Here is a 22,079-nt window from a genome sequence, read left to right as displayed (position 1 = left end):
CCTGTGACTTCCCCCGCGAAAACGCCCTTCTACATCACTACTGCCATTACCTACCCCAATGGCGTGCCGCACATTGGCCATGCCTACGAGTACATCGCCACGGACGCCATGGCCAGGTTCAAGCGCCTGGACGGCTACGATGTCATGTTCCTCACTGGTACCGATGAGCACGGGATGAAGATCGCCCAGGCCGCGGAGAAGGAGGGCATTACCCCCAAGGAGCTGGTGGACCGTAACGCTGAGGTGTACAAGGCTGCGCATGCCGCCCTGGGAATCACGTACGACCGCTTCATCCGCACTACGGACGCCGACCACTACGCGGCGTCCCAGGCCATCTGGAAGAAGATGGAGGAGAACGGCGATATCTACCTTGATAAATACGAGGGCTGGTACTCGGTCCGCGATGAGGCGTACTACGTCGAGGACGAGACCGTGGTCAAGGACGACGGCGTGCGCTACTCGAAGGAAACGGACACCGAGGTGACGTGGACGGCTGAGGAGAGTTACTTCTTCCGGTTGTCCTCCTACCAGGACCGGCTCCTGGGTCTCTACGAGGAGCACGCGGAGTTCGGTGCCCCGCAGTCCCGTTTCAACGAGGTGATCAGCTTCGTCAAGCGCGGCCTGGATGACCTCTCGATCAGCCGCACCACCTTTGACTGGGGTGTCCCGGTGCCCGGCAACGACAAACACGTCATGTACGTCTGGGTCGATGCTTTGACCAACTACCTGACCGGCGTCGGCTACCCGGATGTTGAGTCGGAATCATTCCGGAAGTACTGGCCCGCAGATGTCCACGTGATCGGCAAGGACATTTCCCGCTTCCATGCCATTTACTGGCCTGCGTTCCTGATGAGCGCCGGGCTGCAGATGCCCAGGCGCGTGATGATCCACGGTTTCCTGCACAACGCCGGTGTCAAGATGTCCAAGTCGCTGGGCAACGTGGTGGCACCGGCCGACTTTGTTGAGCAGTATGGCCTGGACCAGGTCCGTTACTTCTTCCTGCGTGAAGTTCCGTTCGGAGCGGACGGCAGCTACCACCATGACGCCATTGTAGGCCGGATGAACGCAGATCTGGCCAACAACTTCGGCAACCTTGCGCAGCGGTCGCTGTCCATGGTCGCCAAGAACTGCGGTGGAAAGGTGCCTGCCCCGGGTGCTTTCAGCGCCGCGGATGAGGCGCTGCTGGCACAGGCCAACGGGCTGCTCGAGACTGCTCGGGCGGCCTTCGAAAAGCAGGAGTTCAGCCGCGCCCTCGAAGCCATCTGGACTGTCCTCGGCGACACCAACGCCTACTTTGCTGAGCAGGCGCCCTGGGTGCTGCGCAAGACCGACGTCGAACGCATGAACACGGTCCTGTACGTCACGCTGGAAGTTCTGCGGATCGTTGCCATCCTGGTCCAGCCCGTGATGCCCGGCGCAACCGGAGCCGTATTGGATGCGCTGGGCCAGCCGGAGGGCGATGCCCGTCAGTTCACCGCGCTGGGCACGCCGATTGTTCCGGATACTGCCCTGCCGGCTCCCACGCCGGTGTTCCCGAAATACGAAGAGCCTGCCGAGGCCTAAGGTAAAACGAAAGTCGGGTGGCGGCAGGTGCTCGGAAGAGCCCTGCCGCCACCCGGCTTTGTCGGTTAAGCTGTCGCGAGTCCCTCCACCGGGGACAGCCGTGCGGCACGCCTGGCCGGAACCACGGAGGCCAGCAGTCCTGCCACCACTGCCACAGCCAGAACGGCCAGGAGCTGCAGCCAGGGGATCGACGGCGCCACGGTGGTCACGCTGCCCAGAGCGGACATGGCGCCCAGCCAGCCGTAGATGCTGCCAAGTGTTGCGCCGATCAACGCCGCAACTCCGGCAACCAGGACAGCCTCCAGTGCCAGCATGGCGCGCAGCTGGCCGCGGGTCAGTCCAAGGGCACGCAGCAGCGAGTTTTCCCGCGTCCGTTCAAGGACCGACAGGGACAAGGTGTTGGCCACGCCGATCAGCGCGATGACCACGGCCACTGCCAGCAGCGCGGTGACCACCAGCAGCAGGACGTCGATGATCTCGTTGAAGGTGACCCGCTCCAGGGCGGCACCATTCACAGCACTCTCCGGCATGCCCAGAGCCTGGGCTACAGACGCCTGGATGTTCCGGATGTCGTCGCCGGACAGCTTTTTGTCCGATTCCCCGAGGCTGATCCAGATTGCTTCTCCGGAGGTGGGCGAGGCGCCTGCCAGCAGCGGCTGGGCCGTCTCCGTGCTGATGAACGGCGGCAGGCCGCGGGCTTTGAGGACAACGGCGTCGAGGTCCAGTGTGGCCGTGCTTCCCTTCACGGTTGCTGGCCCGGCGGCGGAATCTTCCGGAAGGTAGATCTTGCCGGCCTCAACTGCCAGCGACTGGTCGAGGAACAGGGCGGCTGCGCTGTCCGCGGGAATGGCGTAGACCGGCGTGCTGGCGCCATCCACGTCGAGCTGACCCACAATGGGCAGCAGTTCCGCTTTGGAGACACCGGAGATGGCACGGACCGCGTCGCGCTGCGCCACCGTCAGCGCCGGGGCGGCGGGCTCTGTGCCTTCCGATGTGGCCGGGGAGGAGAGCGATACGGCGAGGTCCACCGGGTAGTTCTTGGCCAGCATCTGGTCAAAAGCGGTCCGTGATGAAGCCGCTCCGGTCATCATCAGCGTCACCAGGGTGACGCCGATCAGCAGTGCGGCAGCGGTCACGGAGGTCCGCCCGGGGTTACGGACGGAGTTCAACGCTGCCAGCCTTCCGGGAACTCCGGCCGGGGCAGCCAGTTTGCCCACCAGGAAAACCAGGCGCGGAATGAACAGGGTGGAACACATCAGGACTCCGAGGAAGGACAGCAGGCCCCCGCCAAAGCCGATCACCAGCTGGCCCAGCAGGGCGCCGATCACCAGCAGCGGAACGCCCAGAACAATGGCCACCAGCCCCAAGACCAGCCGCAGCTTGCCCTTCGTATTGCCCAGGCTGGCATCGTCGGCTGGCCGGAGCGCGGCCAGGGGTGCCACGGCAGTCGCCGCCCGTGCAGGGACATAGGCTGCTGCCACCGTCAGCAGGACGCCTGCCAGAAGGCCCACGATGATGGCCGACGGCGGGACGGCCAGCGTGGCAAACTGCCGGTCCGGCTGGGCTGCGGCCCATGACACCAGGCCGGCCATTAGCCCTGTTCCGGCGAGCACACCCAGCACGGAGGCCACGAAGCCAACCACCAGGGCTTCGGCCAGGACGGAGTTGCGCACCTGGTTCCGGCCGGCGCCGAGGCAGCGGAGCAGGGCAAGCTCCCGGGTCCGCTGTGCTACCAGGACGGCGAAGGTGTTGCTGACAACCAATCCGGAGACCACCAGGGCGACGGCTGCGAAGGCCAGCAGGATGCCCGTCAACTGGTCCTGGCCGCCGGTCATGGAAGCCACTTGGTAGGTGACCTGCTCGTCGCCGGTCCTGACGGTGGCGCCGGACTGCCCGGTGGCGCCTATGGAAGAAGTGATTGCCTCTTTGAGCTGGCCGGCATCGGTGTCTGGGAGTGCCGTGAGTTGGATGCTGTCCAGGGAAGTTTCACCGGCCGCGAGCGTCCCCACAGTGGGGGACAGTGCCAGAAGCTGGGGCAGCGCGGCACTGAACGGATCGGCGCTGGGCCGCAGCAATCCCGTGACCTGTAAAGAAACGGTGGTTGGACCGTCCAGGGCCTGGAGCGCCAGGGTGTCGCCGGTCTTGATCTCCAGCCGTTGCGCGGTGGTTGCGTCGACGGCGATGTCCGACGGCGTACCCGGATAGGTGCCTTCGGTCAGGACGGCAGTCTCAAGGTCTTCCGGGGCAAGGTTCCGGACCATTCCGACCACTTCCTCACCCTTGGCGGTGAAGGCGGCGGGAATGCGCTGGCTGCCATAGGTGGAGTCCACGCCCGCGGTGCCGGTTACGGCATCTAGAGCATCCTGGTCCAGGCTGTCGCCGTTGGGAACAATAACGAGGTCGGCTTTTTTGTAGGCCTCGCCAAGACTGGCGCCAAGCGAGGCGCTGGTGCTGGCGTTGACCATCAGTGTGGTGGAGAGGAATGCCACGGCAAGCATGACCGCGAGCCCGACGGCTACGAACCGCCGGCTGTGCGCGGTGAACTGGGAAAGTGCAACGCGAAGCATTGGTTATGCCCCCAGCTTGCCGAGGGCGGTCAGGACCGAGGCAGCGGTGGGCTCCAGTACCTCGCCCACCAGTTTTCCGTCACTCATCAGGACCACGCGGTCGGCGTAGCTGGCTGCCACCGGATCATGGGTCACCATGATGATGGTCTGGCCCAGCTCCCTGCTGCTGCGGCGCAAAAGAGCCAGTACTTCGCCGCCGACTGTTGAATCGAGGTTTCCAGTGGGTTCGTCTCCGAAGATGACGTCCGGCCGGGTCAGCAGGGCACGGGCCACGGCCACCCGCTGCTGCTGGCCGCCGGAAAGCTCGTGCGGACGGTGCTTGAGGCGGTCCTGGAGGCCCAGGGTGGTGACTACGTAGTCCAGCCACTCAGTGTCGGTGCGGCTGCCGGCCAGAGCCAGCGGCAACGTGATGTTTTGTTCGGCAGTGAGGGTGGGGACCAGGTTGAATGCCTGGAAGACAAAGCCGATGCGTTCACGCCTCAGTGCAGTTAGTTCCTTGTCCTTGAGTCCGGTGATGTCTGTTCCACCTACCAGGATGTTGCCCGAATCGGCTGTGTCCAGGCCGGCGAGGCAATGCATGAGGGTGGACTTCCCGGAACCGGAGGGCCCCATGATGGCCGTGAAGCGGCCTGTATCGAAGCTAACGGAGACATCGCGGAGGGCGGTGACCCGCGTTTCGTTGCGGCCGTAGGTCTTGGAAACGGAAATGGCTTGGACGGCCGGTCCGGCGGCTGGTGCCGGGACGGGCCCGCCGTGGTTTGTGGGGGACTGTTGAACATTCGCGGAAGTGGTCATGATTCCACGCTATGTACCGCCGCCCGCACGGGAATCCTTCCGGGGGCCTGCTTTCGCGGCCGCCGCCTCATACCGGGGTCTGAGTCTGTAAGCGGCTCGGGGTGTAAACGCTCGAGGCGGCACTGTTGGGTTTAGTGCCGCGTCGCAGAACTACGCCGTCCCTGGCCCGGTGTACGTCTTCGACGTTTTTTGGGTGCTGTCTTTCGGATTGTACGTGTCCGCTCCGGCCCGTCTAGCCCCTCCTTCGTCGGGGCCTGCGGTGCAGGAAATGTCCCTGCGGCGCTTTTGACCTGCCGACTCGGTCGCCCTGTACGGGGCGCTCCCGGGCGTCGAGAGTCGCGAGCGAATCTCCGCTTCTCGTCTGGGTTCGACCGTTGGCTTCTGACCCTGGGTAGAACTTGGTCGGCTGCCACGCTTGGTGCACCTCCGAGTGTCACTAGCGAGGTAACAATGTTTACCCGAGTATCCGTTCGCTTGAGGAAAGCGCGAACGAATTCGTGGTGGGGGGCGATCTATGCGGCGGGACGGATGTGACAGCTGTCTGGTTCACGCGTTGCTGCGGACCGGTCGACCTACTGATTCCTTGCAGACGGTAGGCCTTCATATTTGTCTGTTGCTCTTGACAACCGGTCAGGGGCAGAAGCACGATGAAACGGTTCAAAGAAAGCGTTTTCCCGCGCGGGGGCTATGACTTGCTTCTGCATGAGGACATCAAGGGAGATGGTTATGGTTTCGTTCGTCCATCCACGAAGGTCACGACGAGCGCTAGGAGCGGCGGCAGTAGCAGCTGTCGCTGCGGCAACGCTTGTGAGTATGCCGGCAGTCGCGGCGCCCGAGAACACGCCGATCCGGCAGGTGGAATACCTCGACCGAGCCCCGGTCGCTGTGACAACCGGGGGCGGAGTCTACGTTGGCTGGCGCATGCTTGGCCTCGACGCCGATTCGATCGGTTTCCACGTCTACCGTGACGGTGTTCGCATCACTGAAACTCCGATCACCGGCAGCACCAACCTACTCGATGCGGAGGGGACCGAAGCTTCGGTCTACCGCGTGACCGCGTTGATCGACCAACGGGAAGTGACGGTTACTGACGAGTTCACGCCGTGGGGGGATCAGTCCCTGGACGTCCCGCTCCAGCGACCGGCAGGCGGCACGACTCCGACGGGCGAGGCCTACGAGTACGAAGCCAACGATGCGTCGGTCGGCGATCTCGACGGTGACGGAGAGTACGAGATCGTCCTCAAGTGGAATCCGACGAACGCGAAGGACAACTCACGTTCCGGCTATACCGGGAACGTCTACCTCGACGCCTACAAGCTTGACGGCACCCGGCTGTGGCAGATTGACCTTGGCCGCAACATTCGCGCGGGAGCGCACTACACACAGTTCCAGGTGTTTGACTACGACGGTGACGGCCGAGCCGAAGTTGCGATGAAGACCGCGGACGCTACGGTCGATGGTGCCGGCACGGTCATCGGCGACGCGGCGGCGGACCACCGCAACACGAGCGGCCGTATCCTGACCGGCCCCGAGTACCTGACCGTCTTCGAAGGCGCGACCGGTGTGGCGCTCGACAGTATCGACTACGTACCGACGCGCGGTGAGCTCTCATCGTGGGGTGACACCAGCGGCAACCGGATGGACCGATTCCTCGCTGGCACCGCCTATCTCGACGGCGAAAAACCCAGCATGATCTTCAGCCGTGGGTACTACACAAAGACCTACATCGCCGCGTTTGACTTCGTTGACGGCAAGATCGAAGAACGCTGGTTGTTCGACTCGACCAAGGCCGGCAACCAGTACGCAGGACAAGGCAACCACAACCTCTCGATCGCGGATGTCGACGCGGACGGCGCCGACGAGATTGTCTTCGGGTCGATGACGATCGATAGTGACGGCACGCCGCTCTATAACACCGGCCTCGGGCACGGTGACGCGATGCACGTCACCGACCACGTCCCCTCCCGTGAGGGGCTGGAGGTCTACTCAGTGCACGAAAGCATGCCAAGCAGTGGCCAGCGTGCGGCGACGATGCGCGACGCTGCTACGGGCGAGATTCTCTGGTCGATACCCGGTGAGCGTGACACCGGCCGTGGCGCGGCGGGCGATATCGACCCGACGCATGAGGGCAATGAGGCGTGGGCGATCGGAGGAACGTACAAGTTCTATTCGAAGGTCGGATCGCTTCGCGCAGCAGATGGTACCGACCTCGGTACAAGCATCCCCGCGGCGAACTTCCTCACTTGGTGGGACGGGGACCTGCTGCGTGAGATCACTGACCACGACTACACCGACCCGGCCGAACTCGCGACCGGCGCGACGCCGACCATATCGAAGTGGAACTGGGAGTCGAAGTCCGAAGATCGGCTGCTCACACTCGACGGCACCCTGACCGGTAACGGCACCAAGGGAAACCCGGCACTCCAGGCCGACCTGTTCGGCGACTGGCGCGAGGAACTCGTCTACCGCAGCGCCGACCACTCGTCGCTGAAAATCTTCACCACCACCGATGTCACCGAGCACCGCATCCGCACCCTGATGCACGACCCGGTGTATCGGCTCGGCGTAGCGTGGCAGAACACCGCCTACAACCAGCCCCCTCACACGAGCTTCTTCCTCGGCGAGGGAATGACGACGCCTCCCGCTCCGAGCATCGCCTACGTGAACGCCCCGGTACCCGACGAGACAGCACCAGTCGTGACCGAGGTCAAGGACACCAAAGTAGGTGCCAAGCACGGCCTCGTCGTCGATGTTCGAGCAGAAGATCCTGAGTCGGGCGTCCGCTCACTCACCGTCACCTTCAACGGACAAGAGCTCACTGGAGTGAACGGCCGCTACGAGCTCCCCATCGAAGGCCTCAAGGGCAGCTTCGAACTTAGCGTCACCGCGATCAACCACGCCGGTATCGAAACAACCGCTACGGCCGAGATCACCGTGCGCCCAGGCAACGGCAAGCCCGAGTAACACGACAAGAAGGATAGACGGATAACCGCAGCTTCGGGCGGTGGGGATAAGGCCCCCGCCGCCCGATCCGCTCGCTGTAGCGAGACAGCTTTGCTTTCTAAGACGGACTCTTCCGTCGTTCCGGGAATCCGGCAGTCTGGAGATGACCGACCTCGCGCACCAGCCGGCCGGCCAGCGCGACGAGGTAGCCCGCCGACAGGTGGTCGTTATTGGCGTCCGGATCAGCCGCGGACGCGCTGATAGCCGCCGGTGACACGACGTACGACGCCGCCGAGGCCTGCAGCACCCGCTCGGTGATGCCACTGTGCCGGTGCTCCTCGTGCAGCTCCACGAGGCCGTGTGTCTCGAGTGCCTTGAGGTGGTAGTTGACCTTCTGGCGTGTGATACCGAGGCCCGGACCGGAACCAGCACGGTGGCGGCTGCCTCGGCGTTTTCGATAACTTCAACGTCCTGCATGCCACCATCATGGTATTGACAATAAAAGTTGTCAAGAGTTTTGGCCCCCTTGGTAGAGCGACCGGGACGTAGGGAAGAAGCGCCGACAAGGGCACCGAAGGAACTTGAGCGATGCCGAACCCATCGCCGCCTCACACTGTCCAATCAAAGGATCCATCAATGGGACAGTGATGCCAGGGCAGTGCAGTCCTCGTGTCAGGTTCTCTGGGAAGCTGAGTTAGGCTCGCAGCATGGAGCCTCGGGGGATACTTTTGTCAGCTGATTCAACTCATTTACCTCCGGATGGTCTCCATCCCAACAGGGGTGTCACTTTCAAACAGGCCTGTTGGGCCCTTGTGTTTGTGGTTCTGTACATTGCTGTCTTCGCCGGTGGAGTCCTGGCCGTAGGGCTTTTGGGGGTAGTTGATTTCACCGCCGAGGCCGTCATTTTACTGATCTTCTGCGGGGCGACCGTGGCGGCCTTTTCGGCCCTTTACATCCATTTGATTCGAAAAAATCACTTGACCCTTAGCAGCCTTGGGTTCAGGCGCGTGCGTCTTCGGATGCTGCACCTACTGTGGCAAATTCCGACGGCCATCATCGCTTGCGCTTGCCTGCAAGGGCTTTTCCTCGCTGTTCTTGCATTGGTAGGGATAGGCGGTACGTCCGCAAGCTCCTCAAGTGAGACTTTGGCCAGGATTGGGGCCCTACCGACTCCGTTCATCGTGTTGACCTTCCTTATCGTCGCTGTGCTCACACCGCTGTGGGAAGAGGCGCTATTCAGGGGCGCCATCCTCAACGGACTGTCCCAGCACGTCAATCCCTACGCGGCGATCGTGTTGTCGGCAGCACTCTTTGCCGTCGTTCACTTGGTGTTTCTGACCTTTGCTTACCTCTTCGCCTTGGGTATCGCGTTGGCACTTCTCCGCCGGTTCCATCAAAACCTCTGGGCCCCAGTGCTATTGCACTCGGTCAACAATGCCCTCGTGGTGTTCATTGTCTTAGCAGCGCGGTAGCAGCCGACGGTCGCCGCGGTAGGAAAAGGTCGATCGTCGACCTGATGTAACCCGCGGTGAATCCTTCTGAGTAACATCAGCCAGCGGACGCGGGCTGCCTCAGGCTCCGGACGTGCATGGCCATGTCCCTAATTGGCATCACGACAGCTGCTGATATCTCCTGCTACAGGAGCAATCAGTACTGCCGTCGAGGGAGACGCCCGTACTGTCAGAACTCGTTGTCTTTTATCGAAGTCAGTTATGGCGGGAGGGACCGTTTGCGATCATCCGCAAGCTGGTTGCACAGCGGGCTAGGGTAACCGCGAAAATTGATCGCCACTACGAAATCAAAGGCATCTAAGTCGGCGCGACTCATCTCATCGCAACTCACCGATCTCCAGCTTTTCGGAGTCGCACGATGCTGCTGGGCGCTGAGAGTCAGGCCGGGACGGTGAGCCCCTGTAGCCAGCTTTGCCATGCTGGTTCTTCACGCTGTGGACTGAGCCTTGATGGAGCCGTCTGTTTGTAGACTCGAGTCATCTGCAGGCACTTCTTGGGGGGCAGCGAGGAACTTCAGGATTGCCTCCGCGAGACGGTCTGGGGCTTCCAGGGCAACGTAGTGACCGACTCCATCAATAAGAACACTCTCAACTGGACCCTGCACGATTTGCTTCATTGTCGCTTCGGTGAAGGTCCCACCGAAACCACCGATGGTAAGCGCGGGGATAGGAAGCTTTGTTGTGGCTCGGGTTTGGAAGTCGACTCCTTCGGTCAGCATCGATTGATACAGGCCGACGGCCCCGTTCCAACCGCCTTCACGGGAGTAGGTGCGTGTGAATTCGTCGATGTCAGCGGTGGTGATCGAGTCCTGGTTCGCGGTCATGGACGGGAAGGCCCACGACCCGAGTAGCTCTTGCTCACGGCCGGCGAAGAGCATGTCTGCGATACCGGGTGCTGCCAGCACGCCGATGTGCCAGGAACCTCCATGCGTGATGTCGCCGAAGCCTTCCAGACCGAACCCCGCAAGGCCCATTTCGGTTCCGATGAGGCTGAGCACGTCCTCCGGGTACTCACAGGCGAGGCGGTACGCGGTACCACCGGAGATGTCCTGTGCCGCGAGATGCACCGGGCCGACGCCGAGTTCGGCAATGAGAGAGTGCAGATCCTTCGCCGCGTCGCTGCTTGTGAAGCCGTCGCCCGCGGCCGCGGAGTCTCCGAAGCCCCGAAGGTCGACCGCGAACACGCGGTGCCGAGCGGCGAGCAGAGGGATGAGGTGATGAAATGCCCACCACGTCTCCGGGAAGCCGTGCACGAGCAGGATCGGCGAACCGGTCGAACCGGCGGAAACGTAGTGCAGCGTCGTTCCGTTAACATCAGCGGTGGAGTGCTGGACTTCGGGGATTGTGGCACCAGTGGGTACGAAAGTGTTCGCCATGTCTGCTCCTCGATTATGACAACCAGGTTGCCTACTCAACCAGTAAGCAACCTAGTTGTCAATATCCGTTAGCTCGGCTAGGCTCGCCGGATGGGAGTCGACAGTGGGACGCAGTTCGCTCAGCTCCTGATAAGGGCGTTCGACGTTATGGTCGATGAGGTTCGAGTGGAGCTCGAACGTGCCGGGCACCCGGGTTTGACCGTCGTCAATGAACTTGCAATGCAGGCGATTGATGCCGGGGCAACCAGCGCGGCGGGCCTCGCTCGTGCAACGGGAGTGAGTCGCCAGGCGGCCGCGAAAACCATTGCGGCGCTCGAGGCGTTGGGCTATGTGACCCGCGAACCCGACGCGGTGGATGCGCGGAAAAAGAGTCTGACCGTCACGCCGAAGGGGCGCGACGCCATCCGCGTCGGAGCAGCGGCCTTCGACAGGATCTTCATCAGATGGCGCGAAAAAGCCGGGATGGCATCATCAGCTCAAGTAGTCAAAGCTCTCGAACACCTAGCCAAACCCTTCTAAATCACAACCGAGCAGCCAAAAATATTCTCATCGCCGGACATCCGCTCCACCGCTGAAGACCGCCCGCAAGCCGGTCGCTTACCGTGCTTCCAAGGCCGCAGATCGACCTGAGTGGTCGTCGGCAGGGCTGATGTAGGTTTAGCCCGGACGCTGAAGGTGCACGCACGGGTGCACCACGCACAACTGTCGCATCTATGGATCCTTTATCAAGACTGTCTGATCGCGCCCGTAGCTAAGAGATCGACGTTGAAGGGGTATTGGAATTTGGTCGGAAGTGCCAATGAGCCACCCCTAATACGACTCATGCATCCCTGAAATTTTCAGCGATAGCCGTCGCACCTAGCGCAGACTCCCTTCTCCATGGGCGCGAGGAATGATCACCCGCCTGAAAACCAAAAGTCACCAGGCTTGAGTGGGGTCAGTTTGTGCGGGTGAGTTCGGCTTCCGTCGATGCCTTGTTGGAGACGCGCTTGCCGAGGGTAATGAACAGAAGGGTCAGACCGACGGTGAGGCAGATGTGGCCCAGCCCGGAGATGCCTGCGACCGCGGCTGACGGGGTGGTGCCCTGGACGGTGAGGAGGCCGCTGAGGACCATCATGGCTGTGGTGAGGGCAAGGCCGGCGTTGTAGGTCCAGAAGAAGATGCTGAACATGCGCAGGCCGGAGAGGTCGAAGAGCTTGTCCAGTGCCAGGACGGCGAGGAAGAACAGCATGCCCAGAGCCAGGAGGTGAGTATGGAGCACGGCAAGCTGGCTGTCGCCGGTGAAGTTGTTGGCTTTTGTGTATTCACGGTAAAAGAGCCCGGATGCCAGTCCGGCGATCAGGTAGGAAAGGGCGGCGTAGTAGATCTTTTTCATGAGGGGTCCTTGGCTTGATGGGGCTTGATGCGGGAAGTTCCGGGATGGTTTCGCGGGTAGTGAGCGAGGTCGAGGTGGATGTTGGGTGTCAGACCTTCGTCAGCACGGGGGCGGAGAGTTTTCCGTCGCGCATGGTGGCGACCGAATCGGTCAGGGGGACGAATTCGGTGTCGTGGGTGACCATGACGGTGGCGACCATGAAGTCGTCGGTGACGCGGCGCAGGAGCCGGATGATGGAGTCGCTGCGTTCGTGGTCCAGGGCCGCGGTTGGTTCGTCCACGAGTAGAACCTTGGGGTCGCCCATGAGAGCGCGGGCGATGTTCACGCGCTGGCGCTGGCCGCCGGAGAGCTGGTGCGGGCGCTTGTCCGAGCTGGAGCTGAGTCCGACGATGTCGAGCAGGTCCTGAGCTTTGGCGCGCGCAGCCTTGATGGATTTTCCGCGCAGATGGTCGCCGATGATGAGTTGTTCGGCTGCGGTCAGGGACGCGAGCAGGTTGGGCTGCTGGAAAATGATGCCGATCTTTTCCCGACGTAGGGTGGTGAGATCTTTGTCGCCGAGCCCGGTGGTGTCGGTGCCGTCGATGATCACCAGGCCGTGGGTAGGGCGGACAAGGGTGGCGGCGGCAGCCAGCAGGCTGGATTTTCCGGACCCTGATGGTCCGACGAGGGAGATCATCTGGCCGGCCTGAACTGTGAGGTTCGCGGAGTCCAGAGCTTTGATGATTCCGTCCCCGTCCGGGTATTCGAGGGTGACGTTGACGAGGTTCAGCGGGCTGGGGGTGGAGGACATGGTGGTACTTCCTTTGAGGATGTGCTCGGGGTGGAATCGGGCCGCGGGCGGGACAAGGCGGGGCCGCGGAAGGGGCTAGTTTCCGCCGAGGGCGATGAGGGCGTCGACCTTGGTGACGCGCCGGACGGCCAGGGCCGCGCCGGCCAGACCGAGGGCGATGATCCCGACGACAGGCAGCAGTGTTGTTGCGGGGGTGACCAGGAAGGGCGCGGCCTGGGCTGCGAAGAAGCCGCCGAGGACGCCGATCACACCTCCTATCCCGGCTCCGGCCAGCAGCACGATTGCTGCCTGGGTGATGGCGTCACGCAAGATATAGGCGCTCGATCCGCCCATGGCTTTCAGGACGGCGATGTCGCTGGTCCGCTGGACCGTCCAGACGGTCAGGAAGGCTACGATGACCAGGGCGGAGATCCCGTAGAGGAATGCCTGCATCAGGGTCAGGGATCCGTTCTCGCTCTTGTAGGAGCCCAGGGCGTCGAAGGATCCGGTGCGTGAAGTGCTGACGGTGTGGGCCGCGATGTTGGCGGCGGCCTCGTCAACCTGGGCACCGTCCTTGTAGGTGACGGCGGCGACGGTTCCGAGTTGTTCCGGGTCGCTCAGGTGGGCGAGCTTCGACCAGGCCGGAAGGGCGGTCCAGACGACGCTGGTGTGGGAGTACCACTGGTCCTCGACGACGGCGCTGACGGTCAATTCGGTGCCTCCGACGCTGGCTTTGTCTCCGGTGTTCAGGGAGAGGGCCTTGGCGACGGTTTTGCCGATCACGACGGTGTCGGCGCTGACACGGGATGGTGCGAGCCGGCCCTCGGGTGCGACACCGAAGACGGCGACATTGGTGGTTCCGGTACCGGTTCCGGTGTCTGCGGCCACGGCCTGGAAGCGGGTCTGGCTGATGCCGAGGGCTTCTGCGTCCTGTACGCCGGGCCGGTTCTTCCAGCTGTCGAGCTGCGCTGCGGTGACTTCGCTTTCAGTGAAGGAAGCCTTGGGCTCGTTGGTGCCCGGGGCACCAAAGACAATGCTGTCCACTGCCTGGGACGCGACGCCATTGCCGTTGACGGCGCCGAGTTTGTCAATGGCTGAGGTTGACTGGTCCCCGAGGCCGGCTGTGAGTCCCGAGAGCATGACGAGCAGCAGGGTGATCAGGGCGACGACGCCGCCCATCAGGGCAAACCTGCCCTTGGCAAAGCGGATATCGCGGATAGCAAGAAACACGTTTCTCTTCTTTCAATGTGGGTGACGCATTGGCCGGAAAAGCTCCTATATCCACTCTCCTGCGGGCATAAGCTCGCGCCATCGCGCACTTGGTTGATACGCGGGGGACGAACGGTTGATTTCCCTGTCAATCATTCGGTTGATCCGCGCCAAGCCAGGGGCGCATAAGCTGATTCAATGCCCGCTACCGACCCACTCGCCGCGCCGGACGGCGATGATCCTCTAGGACGGGGCAAGGGCCTGCTCGACGACCTCGATACATCGCCCTCCGTTGCGGTCCTGCGCGTCTTGAGAGTGACGTTTCACGTCGGTTTCGCGGCCCTGCTGGGTGTGGCTGTCCTGAGGCTGATGATATTCGGCGGTGGGGATCCCCTGCGTTATGTCTGGGCAGGGACCGCGCTTGTTCTGGCCGGGGTTTACCTGACGGGTACCATTTTCGAGAAGCGCTTTGCCGTCGGCGGCACGGGATTTGACCCCCGCCGCTACGGGGTCCTGTGGCTGGGAATCGTCACCGCTCTGTGGGGCATCCTGCTGGCCGGGAGCGCGGATTTCGCCTGGCTGGCATTCCCTCTCTTCTTTCTGCACCTGCACTTGCTCCCACGATGGATTGCGCTGCTGACGATCGCTATGATGACGGCGGCGGTGATTGCCGCCCAATGGACCGCCAGCGGGCTGACCGTCCCGCATCTGGCAGTCGTTCTGGGTCCCATATTCGGTGCGGCATTTTCTGTCGTTACCGGGCTGGCCTACCGCGCGCTCTACCGTGAAGCGGAGAACCAGCGCCGTGCAGCCGATGAGCTCCGCCGGACCCGCGCGGAGCTGGCGGCATCCCAACATGACGCCGGCGTCCTGGCCGAGCGCGGGCGGCTGGCCAGGGAAATCCACGACACCCTCGCCCAAGGGCTCTCCAGCATCGTGCTGGTGGCCCGGGTGGCGGAAAAATCGCTTGCCGACGGAGATACAGTCACCGCTGCAGCACGCTTGGCGTTGATTCAGCAGACCGCGTCGGAGAACCTGGCCGAAGCCCGAAATTTTGTCCGCGGGCTCTCCTCCCCACATCTGCACGAGACGTCCCTAGTGGAGAGCCTGCGCCGGCTTTGCGAGAGTACCGAAACCAGCGCGGCCGCCCGGGGTTCAGGGTTGCGGTGCCGGTTTGAACTTGATGGTCACCCTGTGGAGCTGCAGCAACCGTTCCGGGTAACCCTGCTCCGGGCCGCCCAGGCAAGTCTCGCCAACGTCAGCGACCACGCCAGGGCCAGCAACGCCGTCGTGACCCTCGCATTTCTTAGCAGTGAAGTCACCTTGGACATTTATGATGACGGTATCGGCTTCGACCCTGCCGGGTTGGCCGCCTACCGGAGTGCCAGGAGGGACGGGCGCGGTTTCGGGTTGCGGTCCGTACAGGAACGGGTGAGGGCTCTCAACGGTTCTTTGGACCTCGAATCAGCACCGGGGGAGGGGACCGTGGTGGCTATCCGCTTGCCCCTGGATGACGTGGCTGGAAGGGAAGAACGATGAACGACATTCACATTCTGCTGGTCGATGACCACCCCGTGGTCAGGGCCGGGCTGCGGGCGATGCTCACCGAATTCGAGGGCATCTCGGTAGCAGCCGAAGCCGCCGACGGCGACGCGGCACTCAAGGAACTGAAGCGGCTGCAGACCCTGGGCGACCCGGTTGACGTCGTGCTGATGGACCTGCAAATGGGCGCCGGCATGGACGGCGTCACCGCGACCGCACAGATCAAGCTGCTGGACGCCCCTCCGCCGGTCCTGATCCTGACCACCTACGACACGGATGCGGACATCCTGGCGGCCGTGGAGGCAGGGGCCAGCGGCTACATGCTCAAGGACGCACCGCCCGAACAGATCCGGCAGGCGGTTTTATCGGCCGCCGCCGGCCAGACTGCCCTGGCTCCCCACATAGCGGCCCTGCTCATGGACCGGATCGCGAATCCTGCTCCTGCCCTCACCCCACGGGAAATCCAATTACTCGAATTGCTCGCGACCGGACTGTCCAACCGGGCCATCGCCAAACAGACCTTCATCTCCGAAGCAACCGTGAAAACCCACCTGGTGCACATTTACGGGAAACTTGGCGTGGATAACCGCACCGCCGCCATATCCGCTGCAACCAAACGACGCATTATCCGACCCTCTGGTCAGTAGCTCCATACGCTGAACCGGGCCGCTTCCCAACCCGTGATGCTGTCTTGAGAAATGCAAAGAACTACCAAAAGTCAGGCGCACGGTCGTCAACCCTGCTATCCAAGAACCAGGCACCGCAAGGCTGGCAGTAGTGGGACATTGTCGCCTGTGGTCTGACTGCGGAGGTGGGGGACAACCATCGTGCAAAAAACGCGAGAGCTGTCCCGGCAAAGGTGTCCCACTTCTAAGGAAGTGGGACACCGCCTGGCATCCCGGAAGCCGGGGTTGGGACTATTCTCTCGGCGGAGGAGTTTCGGGCATGGACGCGTTGGGCAGAAGCGCAAATGTAGCAAGGAACACCGACGTTCCGAGCAAACCCGCTGCCGCACCGAATATTCCGACGAAGATCGCGAAGACAGGGGGCGCTCTGTCAACGATCAGCTCATAGAGAGCAAAGGGTACGCTCATGGCGCCTCCGGCACCGGACATTACCAAGATCTGGGGAACGGCGTGTTTGGTCAGTTCAGAAACTTTTTTCCATAGAGGCCACCACACGAAAGCCGTCCAAGCTAAAGCCGAGACGAGAACCAAACATATTAGTAGAAGTAACGGAATCAACTCCGCGCCTGGCGGGGTCAGGAAAGCGGCAAGGACTAGGGACAGGAGCAGGCATGCGCCAGGCAGCGCCCAAAAAAACCTCGACTTTTCCAAATCTTTCGCAGCCCGCGGCATGGTCCTCCTACTGGTTATCGTGCCTGTCGTGCATTGATTGTCTCCGTTGCGCAGCTGTGCTCAAAAAGACAGTTGAATGAGGAGTTCGGGAGTCTGAACATGGGCACCCAGAACTCGGCTCCGGTGTTGTTGAAGCGCGCATATCCTTCGTGTGCTGGGGCTTGCTGACGATAGCCTACTGACTCAACGACGCCGCTGCGGTAAAAGCGGTTGACGACGTTGTATCGGATATTGCCTATCGAGCAGAAGGGGTTTCCTGCAGCGTGGTCGAATCTAACCTGGGCGTAGGATCCGCCCTTTTGGATCTCTTTGAAGTACATCTGTGATGCGGAGGCAGTCTTTGTTTCAACTAAGCTGCCGTTCTTGTATTTTTTCGTCGGCGCTACGTGTTTGAGATTGATCACGTCGTAGGGTGCAGCGTTATCCCAGTTGATATTGGTGAACATCATGGTCCGATAGTCGGGTGTGTCATACGGTGAGCCGATTCCGGGTGTGCGGTACGAACGGTTGTCACCGCCGAAGGTGATGCCCGACTGGCCAACCGCGTTGCATGAGGTGACGGCTGCAAGATTCAACGACACCTGCGCCTCGGGAATGAATGTTTCGTATACGAAGGCAGTGGTGTAAGGCTGATATGTGAAAGGTATCACTTTGACAGCACCATCCTCCGGAAGTGTCTGAACAGGGATGGTCCGCTCCGACGTGGCCTGCGCGGCGTCCACTCTACTATCCCTCACTTCGAATAAGTATCTGGTGTCGGGAGCAAGGTCGTGTGCCGTGTAGCTATTCGTGGTCGATGCCCGGACTTTCTGTCCGTCCTTGTAAATGTCGTACGTAATAGAAGGACTGCTGGCTGCCCATGTGATGCTCACTTTGGAATCGGTAGCTGCCGTTACGATCGATGGCTTCATCGCTCCCGTTGGTTTCGGAGCAGTCCCTCGAAGGACTAGTTCTTCCTGGATTGGTAGCGATCCCTGCTCAGCACCTTGTGTCCCGTCAACCGAAACAGGTGCATCGACAGGAGTCATTGCAGGTTCTTTCGCTGGCTTTTCGAAGAGAACAACGCGCACAGCATCCCCGTCGTTCGAAGCACCGGAAAAATGCTTTTCCCCTATATCCGAGGAGACCTCGCCAAGCGCTACCTTTTCTGCTCCAATCCGTACCGAAGGCTTTGATTGGAGCGACACCGAGAACGTGTCTTCTGACCGATTCTCGGCGTAGGCCATTGGGGCCGCACCGAATAACGAGAGTCCGCAGACCACGGCTGCGGACAACAATTTAATCTTCAATTCCACTCCTTGATGTTGAGTGGGAGTTGTTCCCCCTGAAGAAGTGTTGTGTAAGGGAGTTTTTGCTGCCAATACGAAATTGGGCAAATAAAAAGTTGAAATCATATCGTTAGCGGATATGACAAGCCTGCTTAGTAAGGGTCTTAGCGGCCAGCGCGTGCTGACCTGGTCGGCCGGCCTGGAAGAACCGTCGCCTATCACCTGAGGCTTGCCCGGGCGCTGACCCCGGACTGCAGCAAGAACATGATGAAGCCGTTGGGATGCATCCGGCCGGTGCAGCTGCAATGGACGCCCTCCTCAGGTTCGTCCAGGACAACGGAACATTTCCCACTGCCGGGGCACCCGACCCGGAAGTCCGAAAGATGGGCAGATGGTTGTCCAGCCGCCGCCGTGAAAACCGTCTGGGGATTCTGCAGGAGAGGTACCACGACGGTTTGGCACTCTTACCGGGATGGGACTCGCCAGGACCAAAGAAAGGCAGAGAGGACGACCATTGGGCCAGGAAGCTGGACGCCCTCGTTGCTTACCTGCAGGAAGGTAACGACTGGCCGGGCAATGGCACAGGCGAGAACGATGAAGAGCGTGCCCACGGCCGATGGCTTGGAACTCAACGGCATCTGCGCAGTACCGGCAAGCTGATACCGTCCAGAGCCCAAATCCTGGATGACAGGGTGCCGGGCTGGGGGCAGGGCTGAAGGCGTAATTAGGACCAGGTCACAAGCCGGGGCTGGCGGCCGTTCCTAACCAACAGCCAGGAAGTCTGGTCTGCGGGGAGAGCGTCCCACCAAACGGCGTCCCAGTTCTAAGGAAACGGAACAGCTAGCGGTGGCGCAGCCGAAATGAGTTTCCTCTGTGGTGGACTGTGAGGGTGACTCATCTAGGCCCGGAAAGTGGCCCCTCATCCGCTGCGACTTACCCCGGATCTGAAAGTGGGGCCTTGTTCTATGACCGTCCCGGTGTGGCTGAGCGGTACGGGGCTCATCGGCACGGCGGGGTGTCCAGTCCGAACTTTGTTATGGAGGAGCCGGCGCTGCTTGCTGAGCTTGGAGACGTGACAGGGCTGGATGTCCTGGATCTTGGCTGTGGGGACGCAGCACTGGGGGCGATGCTTTTGCAAAGGGGATGCGCCAGTTACCTGGGTATTGATGGTTCACAGGAGATGGTCACACGGGCAAGGACAGCGATCCAGAACCATCGGGGGTCAGTAACCCTTCAGAATATGGAGGAGCTGTCGCTTCCTGCCGGGAGCGTTGATCTCGTGGTCTCGCGGATGGCACTGCACTATGTTGAGGACCTGGACGCCGTTCTGCGCGCCTGCCGTGCCGCACTCCGTCCCGGGGGGGAAGCTGTGCTTCTCGGTCCTTCACCCAGTCATCACGTCAGCTGATGTGCAGTCTTCTCCGGGACCGCGGGGGAGTTGGACCGTTGATGACTATTTCCTTGGCGGAGCCCGAGAGCGCTTGTGGATGGGCGACACCGTGACCTGGTTCCACCGGACCATTGAAAAGTATGTGGGGGCCGTTACGGGTGCAGGATTCAACCTGACGGTTCTGCGCGAGTGCGAACCGGAACCCGACAGGTTCGGCGGAGACGAAGCCGAGTTGGCCCGCAGAAGGCGGGTTCCGTTGTTCCTAATGCTGTCGGCCCAAGCAACCTGATGCTCGCTCGGTCGTGCGCTCATCGCCTCTCCGAACACAGCGGACAGCTCCGTGGAACGGCACCTTCCGAGTCTTGCACGTCGTCCCAGCATCGAACCGTCCCGATTCCAAGGAAGTGGGACACGCCTGGTGGCTTGTGGGGCTATGGCAGTTGTCCACTATCTGTGTTCGGTAACTACCCCTTGTGCTGCCCGCCCCCTAACCGGGATGGTGGTGGTCACTGTAACTTTCACACCGATGCTAGGAGTTCCCGTGAACGACGCTTTCACAAACGTTTCGGAGTCTGAGTTCGAAGTCGTGGCGACGGAGTTTGACGACGATGGCCTCTGGACTGCTGACGGTGAGCTTGCGCCGGATGAAGCGGAGTGGTCATACCCCCGTTGCCCAAACCCGACAAAGTGGCGGCTCTCCAAAACTCCGGCGAAGTTCAAAGGGACCATGCGCCCGGTGTCGTCTGCGGTCACAGCAAAGCTGGCGCCCATCACGTTTCACTTTCCGGGTGCAGCGCGCGATAACGTGTTCGGCGTCCGTGACTGCGGGGGTCAAGGTCGGGCTACCGGTCCTGGAGGCTGAGACTGGGATAGAACTGTCGACCAGCGTCACCATCTCAGTAGGGGAGAGTGTTAGCTATGTGATCCCAAAGGGAAAAACGGTGGCGTTGTATGGCGGTTGTGGGTTCTACATCAGAGAGTTCACCCGCACGGTTTACGGTTCAGCAATGTGTAACCCCGTATTACACACGACTCAGGTAGCGTCTCCCTACATGAAATTCCTTGAGCCGCGATACGTCTGATCCGTCAGCCTGCCGGCAGTTGCCCGGTGGTCCCGGGACTGAAAACTACTGCTTGAGCCTCCGCATCGGTTTCTAGCGACGCGTAGATGAGCGCTGGACCGCCGCAGTTTCCCATCGGGTAGAAGGAACGGCACCATTGCCACGGCTCGTGAGGCATCCGCCACAACCAGGCTGACCAGTTGATTCCTGCGCCCCACCGAATTTTCTGGTTGCCGGTGGGATCCCAGAGCAAATGAAGCATGCGGATCGTGGCGTCGTGCCGGTAGTCCGTGTGTAACGGCGTCCACTGCCCGGCAAACTCGGGAGTGATGCGCACACCGTCCGTTGCATACCAGAGAATGGTAGTACGGATTTCCGTGCTCACCTTGAGTGTCTTCAGGAACTTCGAGACGAAGTTCAAGCCCATTAGGAGGTAGTCGAAGGGGTTCAGGCTCGATTCCTCGAACAAGGGTGAATCTGCGGGTGGGTAGCCGCCCTCAGCGAACCCGATTGGAAGGTTTAGTTTCGTCGGCGGTCTGAGGTCATCGTTGACGTCTTTGGCCTTCTCGATCGCGGTGTCCAGAACTTCGAACCAGGCAGGATCGATAACGTGTCTGTTTCCAGAGAACTCTTTGAGGGAAGTAGCAAGCGTTGTCTGATAAGACTGCGCCCACCTGTGAGCGTGGGCAGGGCTTGGCGCGGAATTCGCCGCCTTGAAGATTGCCACGTTGAGTGTGCCCGACTGGAAGCCGACGCCGGCCATGTAGCAACCCCATGGAGCGCGGTGCAGAACCGACATTGTTCGATAAATTTCAGCCCAGCCGGTGCCGCGGCAATTCGACCCAAGCCGTCACGAACGTACGAGGGGTACTGCACCAGGTCTGGTACTTTGACTCGTCCCGCAGCGTCGAAAACCTCGAACGGGAAGACGTCATAGCCGAGCGTAAGCATTGCAGATGCAACGCGTGGGTCCATTCCCATGATGCCTCTAAATTCGTCAGTGAACTCGTCCCTGAATAGTGGGGTATGTCGAGAAGAAAGGCAAGGGACAGGCTCGCGGGGCTCTTAAAGGTTCCCTCATACAGTGGCCCGGCATACCGGTGGCTCGTGAGCGACCTCAGTGACGAGTTAATCTCGGCCGTCTTGACCTGGTCGAGACCCACGCCATAAAGGTCACCGGCCACCGGCCCCAGTCGGCAATCAGCGCTCAACGTTCTAACCGACAGACACAGAATCCTCGGAGGCGTGTCCCACCACCAGAGGCGTCCCAGTTCTAAGGAAGTGGGACAGCGCTGCGGACAATCGGGTTCCCAATACAAGCAGCCCGAGTCGCGGATGCGCTGGCACAGTGAA

Annotated in this window: 17 protein-coding genes; 8 read left to right on the top strand and 9 right to left on the bottom strand. The window is 61.5% G+C overall.

The annotated features are described in order from the left end of the window. Window positions 1-3 precede the first annotated feature (3 nt). Window positions 4-1,563 carry a methionine--tRNA ligase gene (gene metG, locus ACWA13_RS11350; RefSeq protein WP_463934159.1) on the top strand — a complete coding sequence of 520 codons (1,560 nt, stop codon included), beginning with the start codon at window positions 4-6 and terminating at the stop codon, window positions 1,561-1,563. Between the two features lie 65 nt (window positions 1,564-1,628). Here the strand turns inward: metG and ACWA13_RS11345 are convergent, their stop codons facing one another. After that, window positions 1,629-4,130 carry an ABC transporter permease gene (locus ACWA13_RS11345; protein WP_463934157.1) on the bottom strand — a complete coding sequence of 834 codons (2,502 nt, stop codon included), beginning with the start codon at window positions 4,128-4,130 and terminating at the stop codon, window positions 1,629-1,631. 3 nt (window positions 4,131-4,133) lie between these two features. Beyond that, entirely contained in the window at window positions 4,134-4,925 is a 792-nt protein-coding gene (locus ACWA13_RS11340) for an ABC transporter ATP-binding protein (RefSeq protein WP_463934155.1), read from the bottom strand. A gap of 720 nt (window positions 4,926-5,645) precedes the next feature. On the opposite strand from ACWA13_RS11340, the gene ACWA13_RS11335 reads away from it, so the two are divergent. Next, window positions 5,646-7,889: a rhamnogalacturonan lyase gene (locus ACWA13_RS11335; protein WP_463934153.1), complete on the top strand. Its 2,244-nt coding sequence runs from the start codon at window positions 5,646-5,648 to the stop codon at window positions 7,887-7,889. Window positions 7,890-7,986: 97 nt separating this feature from the next. Here ACWA13_RS11335 and ACWA13_RS11330 read toward each other — a convergent pair whose 3' ends face one another. Further along, window positions 7,987-8,220: a hypothetical protein gene (locus ACWA13_RS11330; protein ID WP_463934152.1), complete on the bottom strand. Its 234-nt coding sequence runs from the start codon at window positions 8,218-8,220 to the stop codon at window positions 7,987-7,989. Between the two features lie 466 nt (window positions 8,221-8,686). Between ACWA13_RS11330 and ACWA13_RS11325 the strand changes: the two genes are divergently transcribed. Further along, complete coding sequence (locus ACWA13_RS11325) at window positions 8,687-9,340, top strand: lysostaphin resistance A-like protein (protein ID WP_463934150.1); 654 nt, start codon at window positions 8,687-8,689, stop codon at window positions 9,338-9,340. A 466-nt stretch (window positions 9,341-9,806) separates the two neighbouring features. Here ACWA13_RS11325 and ACWA13_RS11320 read toward each other — a convergent pair whose 3' ends face one another. Then, window positions 9,807-10,754 carry an alpha/beta fold hydrolase gene (locus ACWA13_RS11320; RefSeq protein WP_463934148.1) on the bottom strand — a complete coding sequence of 316 codons (948 nt, stop codon included), beginning with the start codon at window positions 10,752-10,754 and terminating at the stop codon, window positions 9,807-9,809. Between the two features lie 90 nt (window positions 10,755-10,844). Here ACWA13_RS11320 and ACWA13_RS11315 point away from each other — a divergent pair, with 90 nt between their 5' ends. After that, window positions 10,845-11,273: a MarR family winged helix-turn-helix transcriptional regulator gene (locus ACWA13_RS11315; RefSeq protein WP_463934146.1), complete on the top strand. Its 429-nt coding sequence runs from the start codon at window positions 10,845-10,847 to the stop codon at window positions 11,271-11,273. 418 nt (window positions 11,274-11,691) lie between these two features. On the opposite strand, the gene ACWA13_RS11310 is transcribed toward ACWA13_RS11315, so the two are convergent. The 3 genes from ACWA13_RS11310 to ACWA13_RS11300 all read right to left on the bottom strand — a co-directional run bounded on the left by ACWA13_RS11310 (window position 11,692) and on the right by ACWA13_RS11300 (window position 14,128). Further along, the gene (locus tag ACWA13_RS11310) at window positions 11,692-12,129 is read right to left on the bottom strand and encodes a DUF2871 domain-containing protein (RefSeq protein WP_463934144.1); all 438 of its coding nucleotides are present in this window, start codon (window positions 12,127-12,129) and stop codon (window positions 11,692-11,694) included. An 88-nt stretch (window positions 12,130-12,217) separates the two neighbouring features. Further along, window positions 12,218-12,919 carry an ABC transporter ATP-binding protein gene (locus ACWA13_RS11305; RefSeq protein WP_463934142.1) on the bottom strand — a complete coding sequence of 234 codons (702 nt, stop codon included), beginning with the start codon at window positions 12,917-12,919 and terminating at the stop codon, window positions 12,218-12,220. Between the two features lie 75 nt (window positions 12,920-12,994). Further along, window positions 12,995-14,128: an ABC transporter permease gene (locus ACWA13_RS11300; protein ID WP_463934140.1), complete on the bottom strand. Its 1,134-nt coding sequence runs from the start codon at window positions 14,126-14,128 to the stop codon at window positions 12,995-12,997. A 177-nt stretch (window positions 14,129-14,305) separates the two neighbouring features. Between ACWA13_RS11300 and ACWA13_RS11295 the strand changes: the two genes are divergently transcribed. Both ACWA13_RS11295 and ACWA13_RS11290 read left to right on the top strand, forming a co-directional pair. After that, window positions 14,306-15,646 carry a sensor histidine kinase gene (locus ACWA13_RS11295; RefSeq protein WP_463934138.1) on the top strand — a complete coding sequence of 447 codons (1,341 nt, stop codon included), beginning with the start codon at window positions 14,306-14,308 and terminating at the stop codon, window positions 15,644-15,646. Beyond that, window positions 15,643-16,296, top strand: coding sequence for a response regulator (locus tag ACWA13_RS11290; RefSeq protein ID WP_463934136.1), 654 nt, complete (start codon window positions 15,643-15,645; stop codon window positions 16,294-16,296). Before ACWA13_RS11295 ends, ACWA13_RS11290 begins: the two co-directional genes overlap by 4 nt. Before the next feature lie 725 nt (window positions 16,297-17,021). Here ACWA13_RS11290 and ACWA13_RS11285 read toward each other — a convergent pair. Then, window positions 17,022-18,296: a fibronectin type III domain-containing protein gene (locus ACWA13_RS11285; RefSeq protein WP_463934134.1), complete on the bottom strand. Its 1,275-nt coding sequence runs from the start codon at window positions 18,294-18,296 to the stop codon at window positions 17,022-17,024. A 284-nt stretch (window positions 18,297-18,580) separates the two neighbouring features. Between ACWA13_RS11285 and ACWA13_RS11280 the strand changes: the two genes are divergently transcribed. Both ACWA13_RS11280 and ACWA13_RS11275 read left to right on the top strand, forming a co-directional pair. Beyond that, entirely contained in the window at window positions 18,581-18,991 is a 411-nt protein-coding gene (locus ACWA13_RS11280) for a helicase associated domain-containing protein (RefSeq protein ID WP_463934133.1), read from the top strand. A gap of 263 nt (window positions 18,992-19,254) precedes the next feature. Continuing rightward, window positions 19,255-19,683, top strand: a complete 429-nt coding sequence (locus ACWA13_RS11275; protein WP_463934131.1) for a class I SAM-dependent methyltransferase — start codon at window positions 19,255-19,257, stop codon at window positions 19,681-19,683. 1,068 nt (window positions 19,684-20,751) lie between these two features. Here the strand turns inward: ACWA13_RS11275 and ACWA13_RS11270 are convergent. Beyond that, window positions 20,752-21,525: a hypothetical protein gene (locus ACWA13_RS11270; protein WP_463934129.1), complete on the bottom strand. Its 774-nt coding sequence runs from the start codon at window positions 21,523-21,525 to the stop codon at window positions 20,752-20,754. Window positions 21,526-22,079 lie beyond the last annotated feature (554 nt).

Source organism: Pseudarthrobacter sp. TRD_SC_9 (genome assembly GCF_055361265.1).
This window is presented reverse-complemented; position numbering and strand designations above follow the sequence as displayed.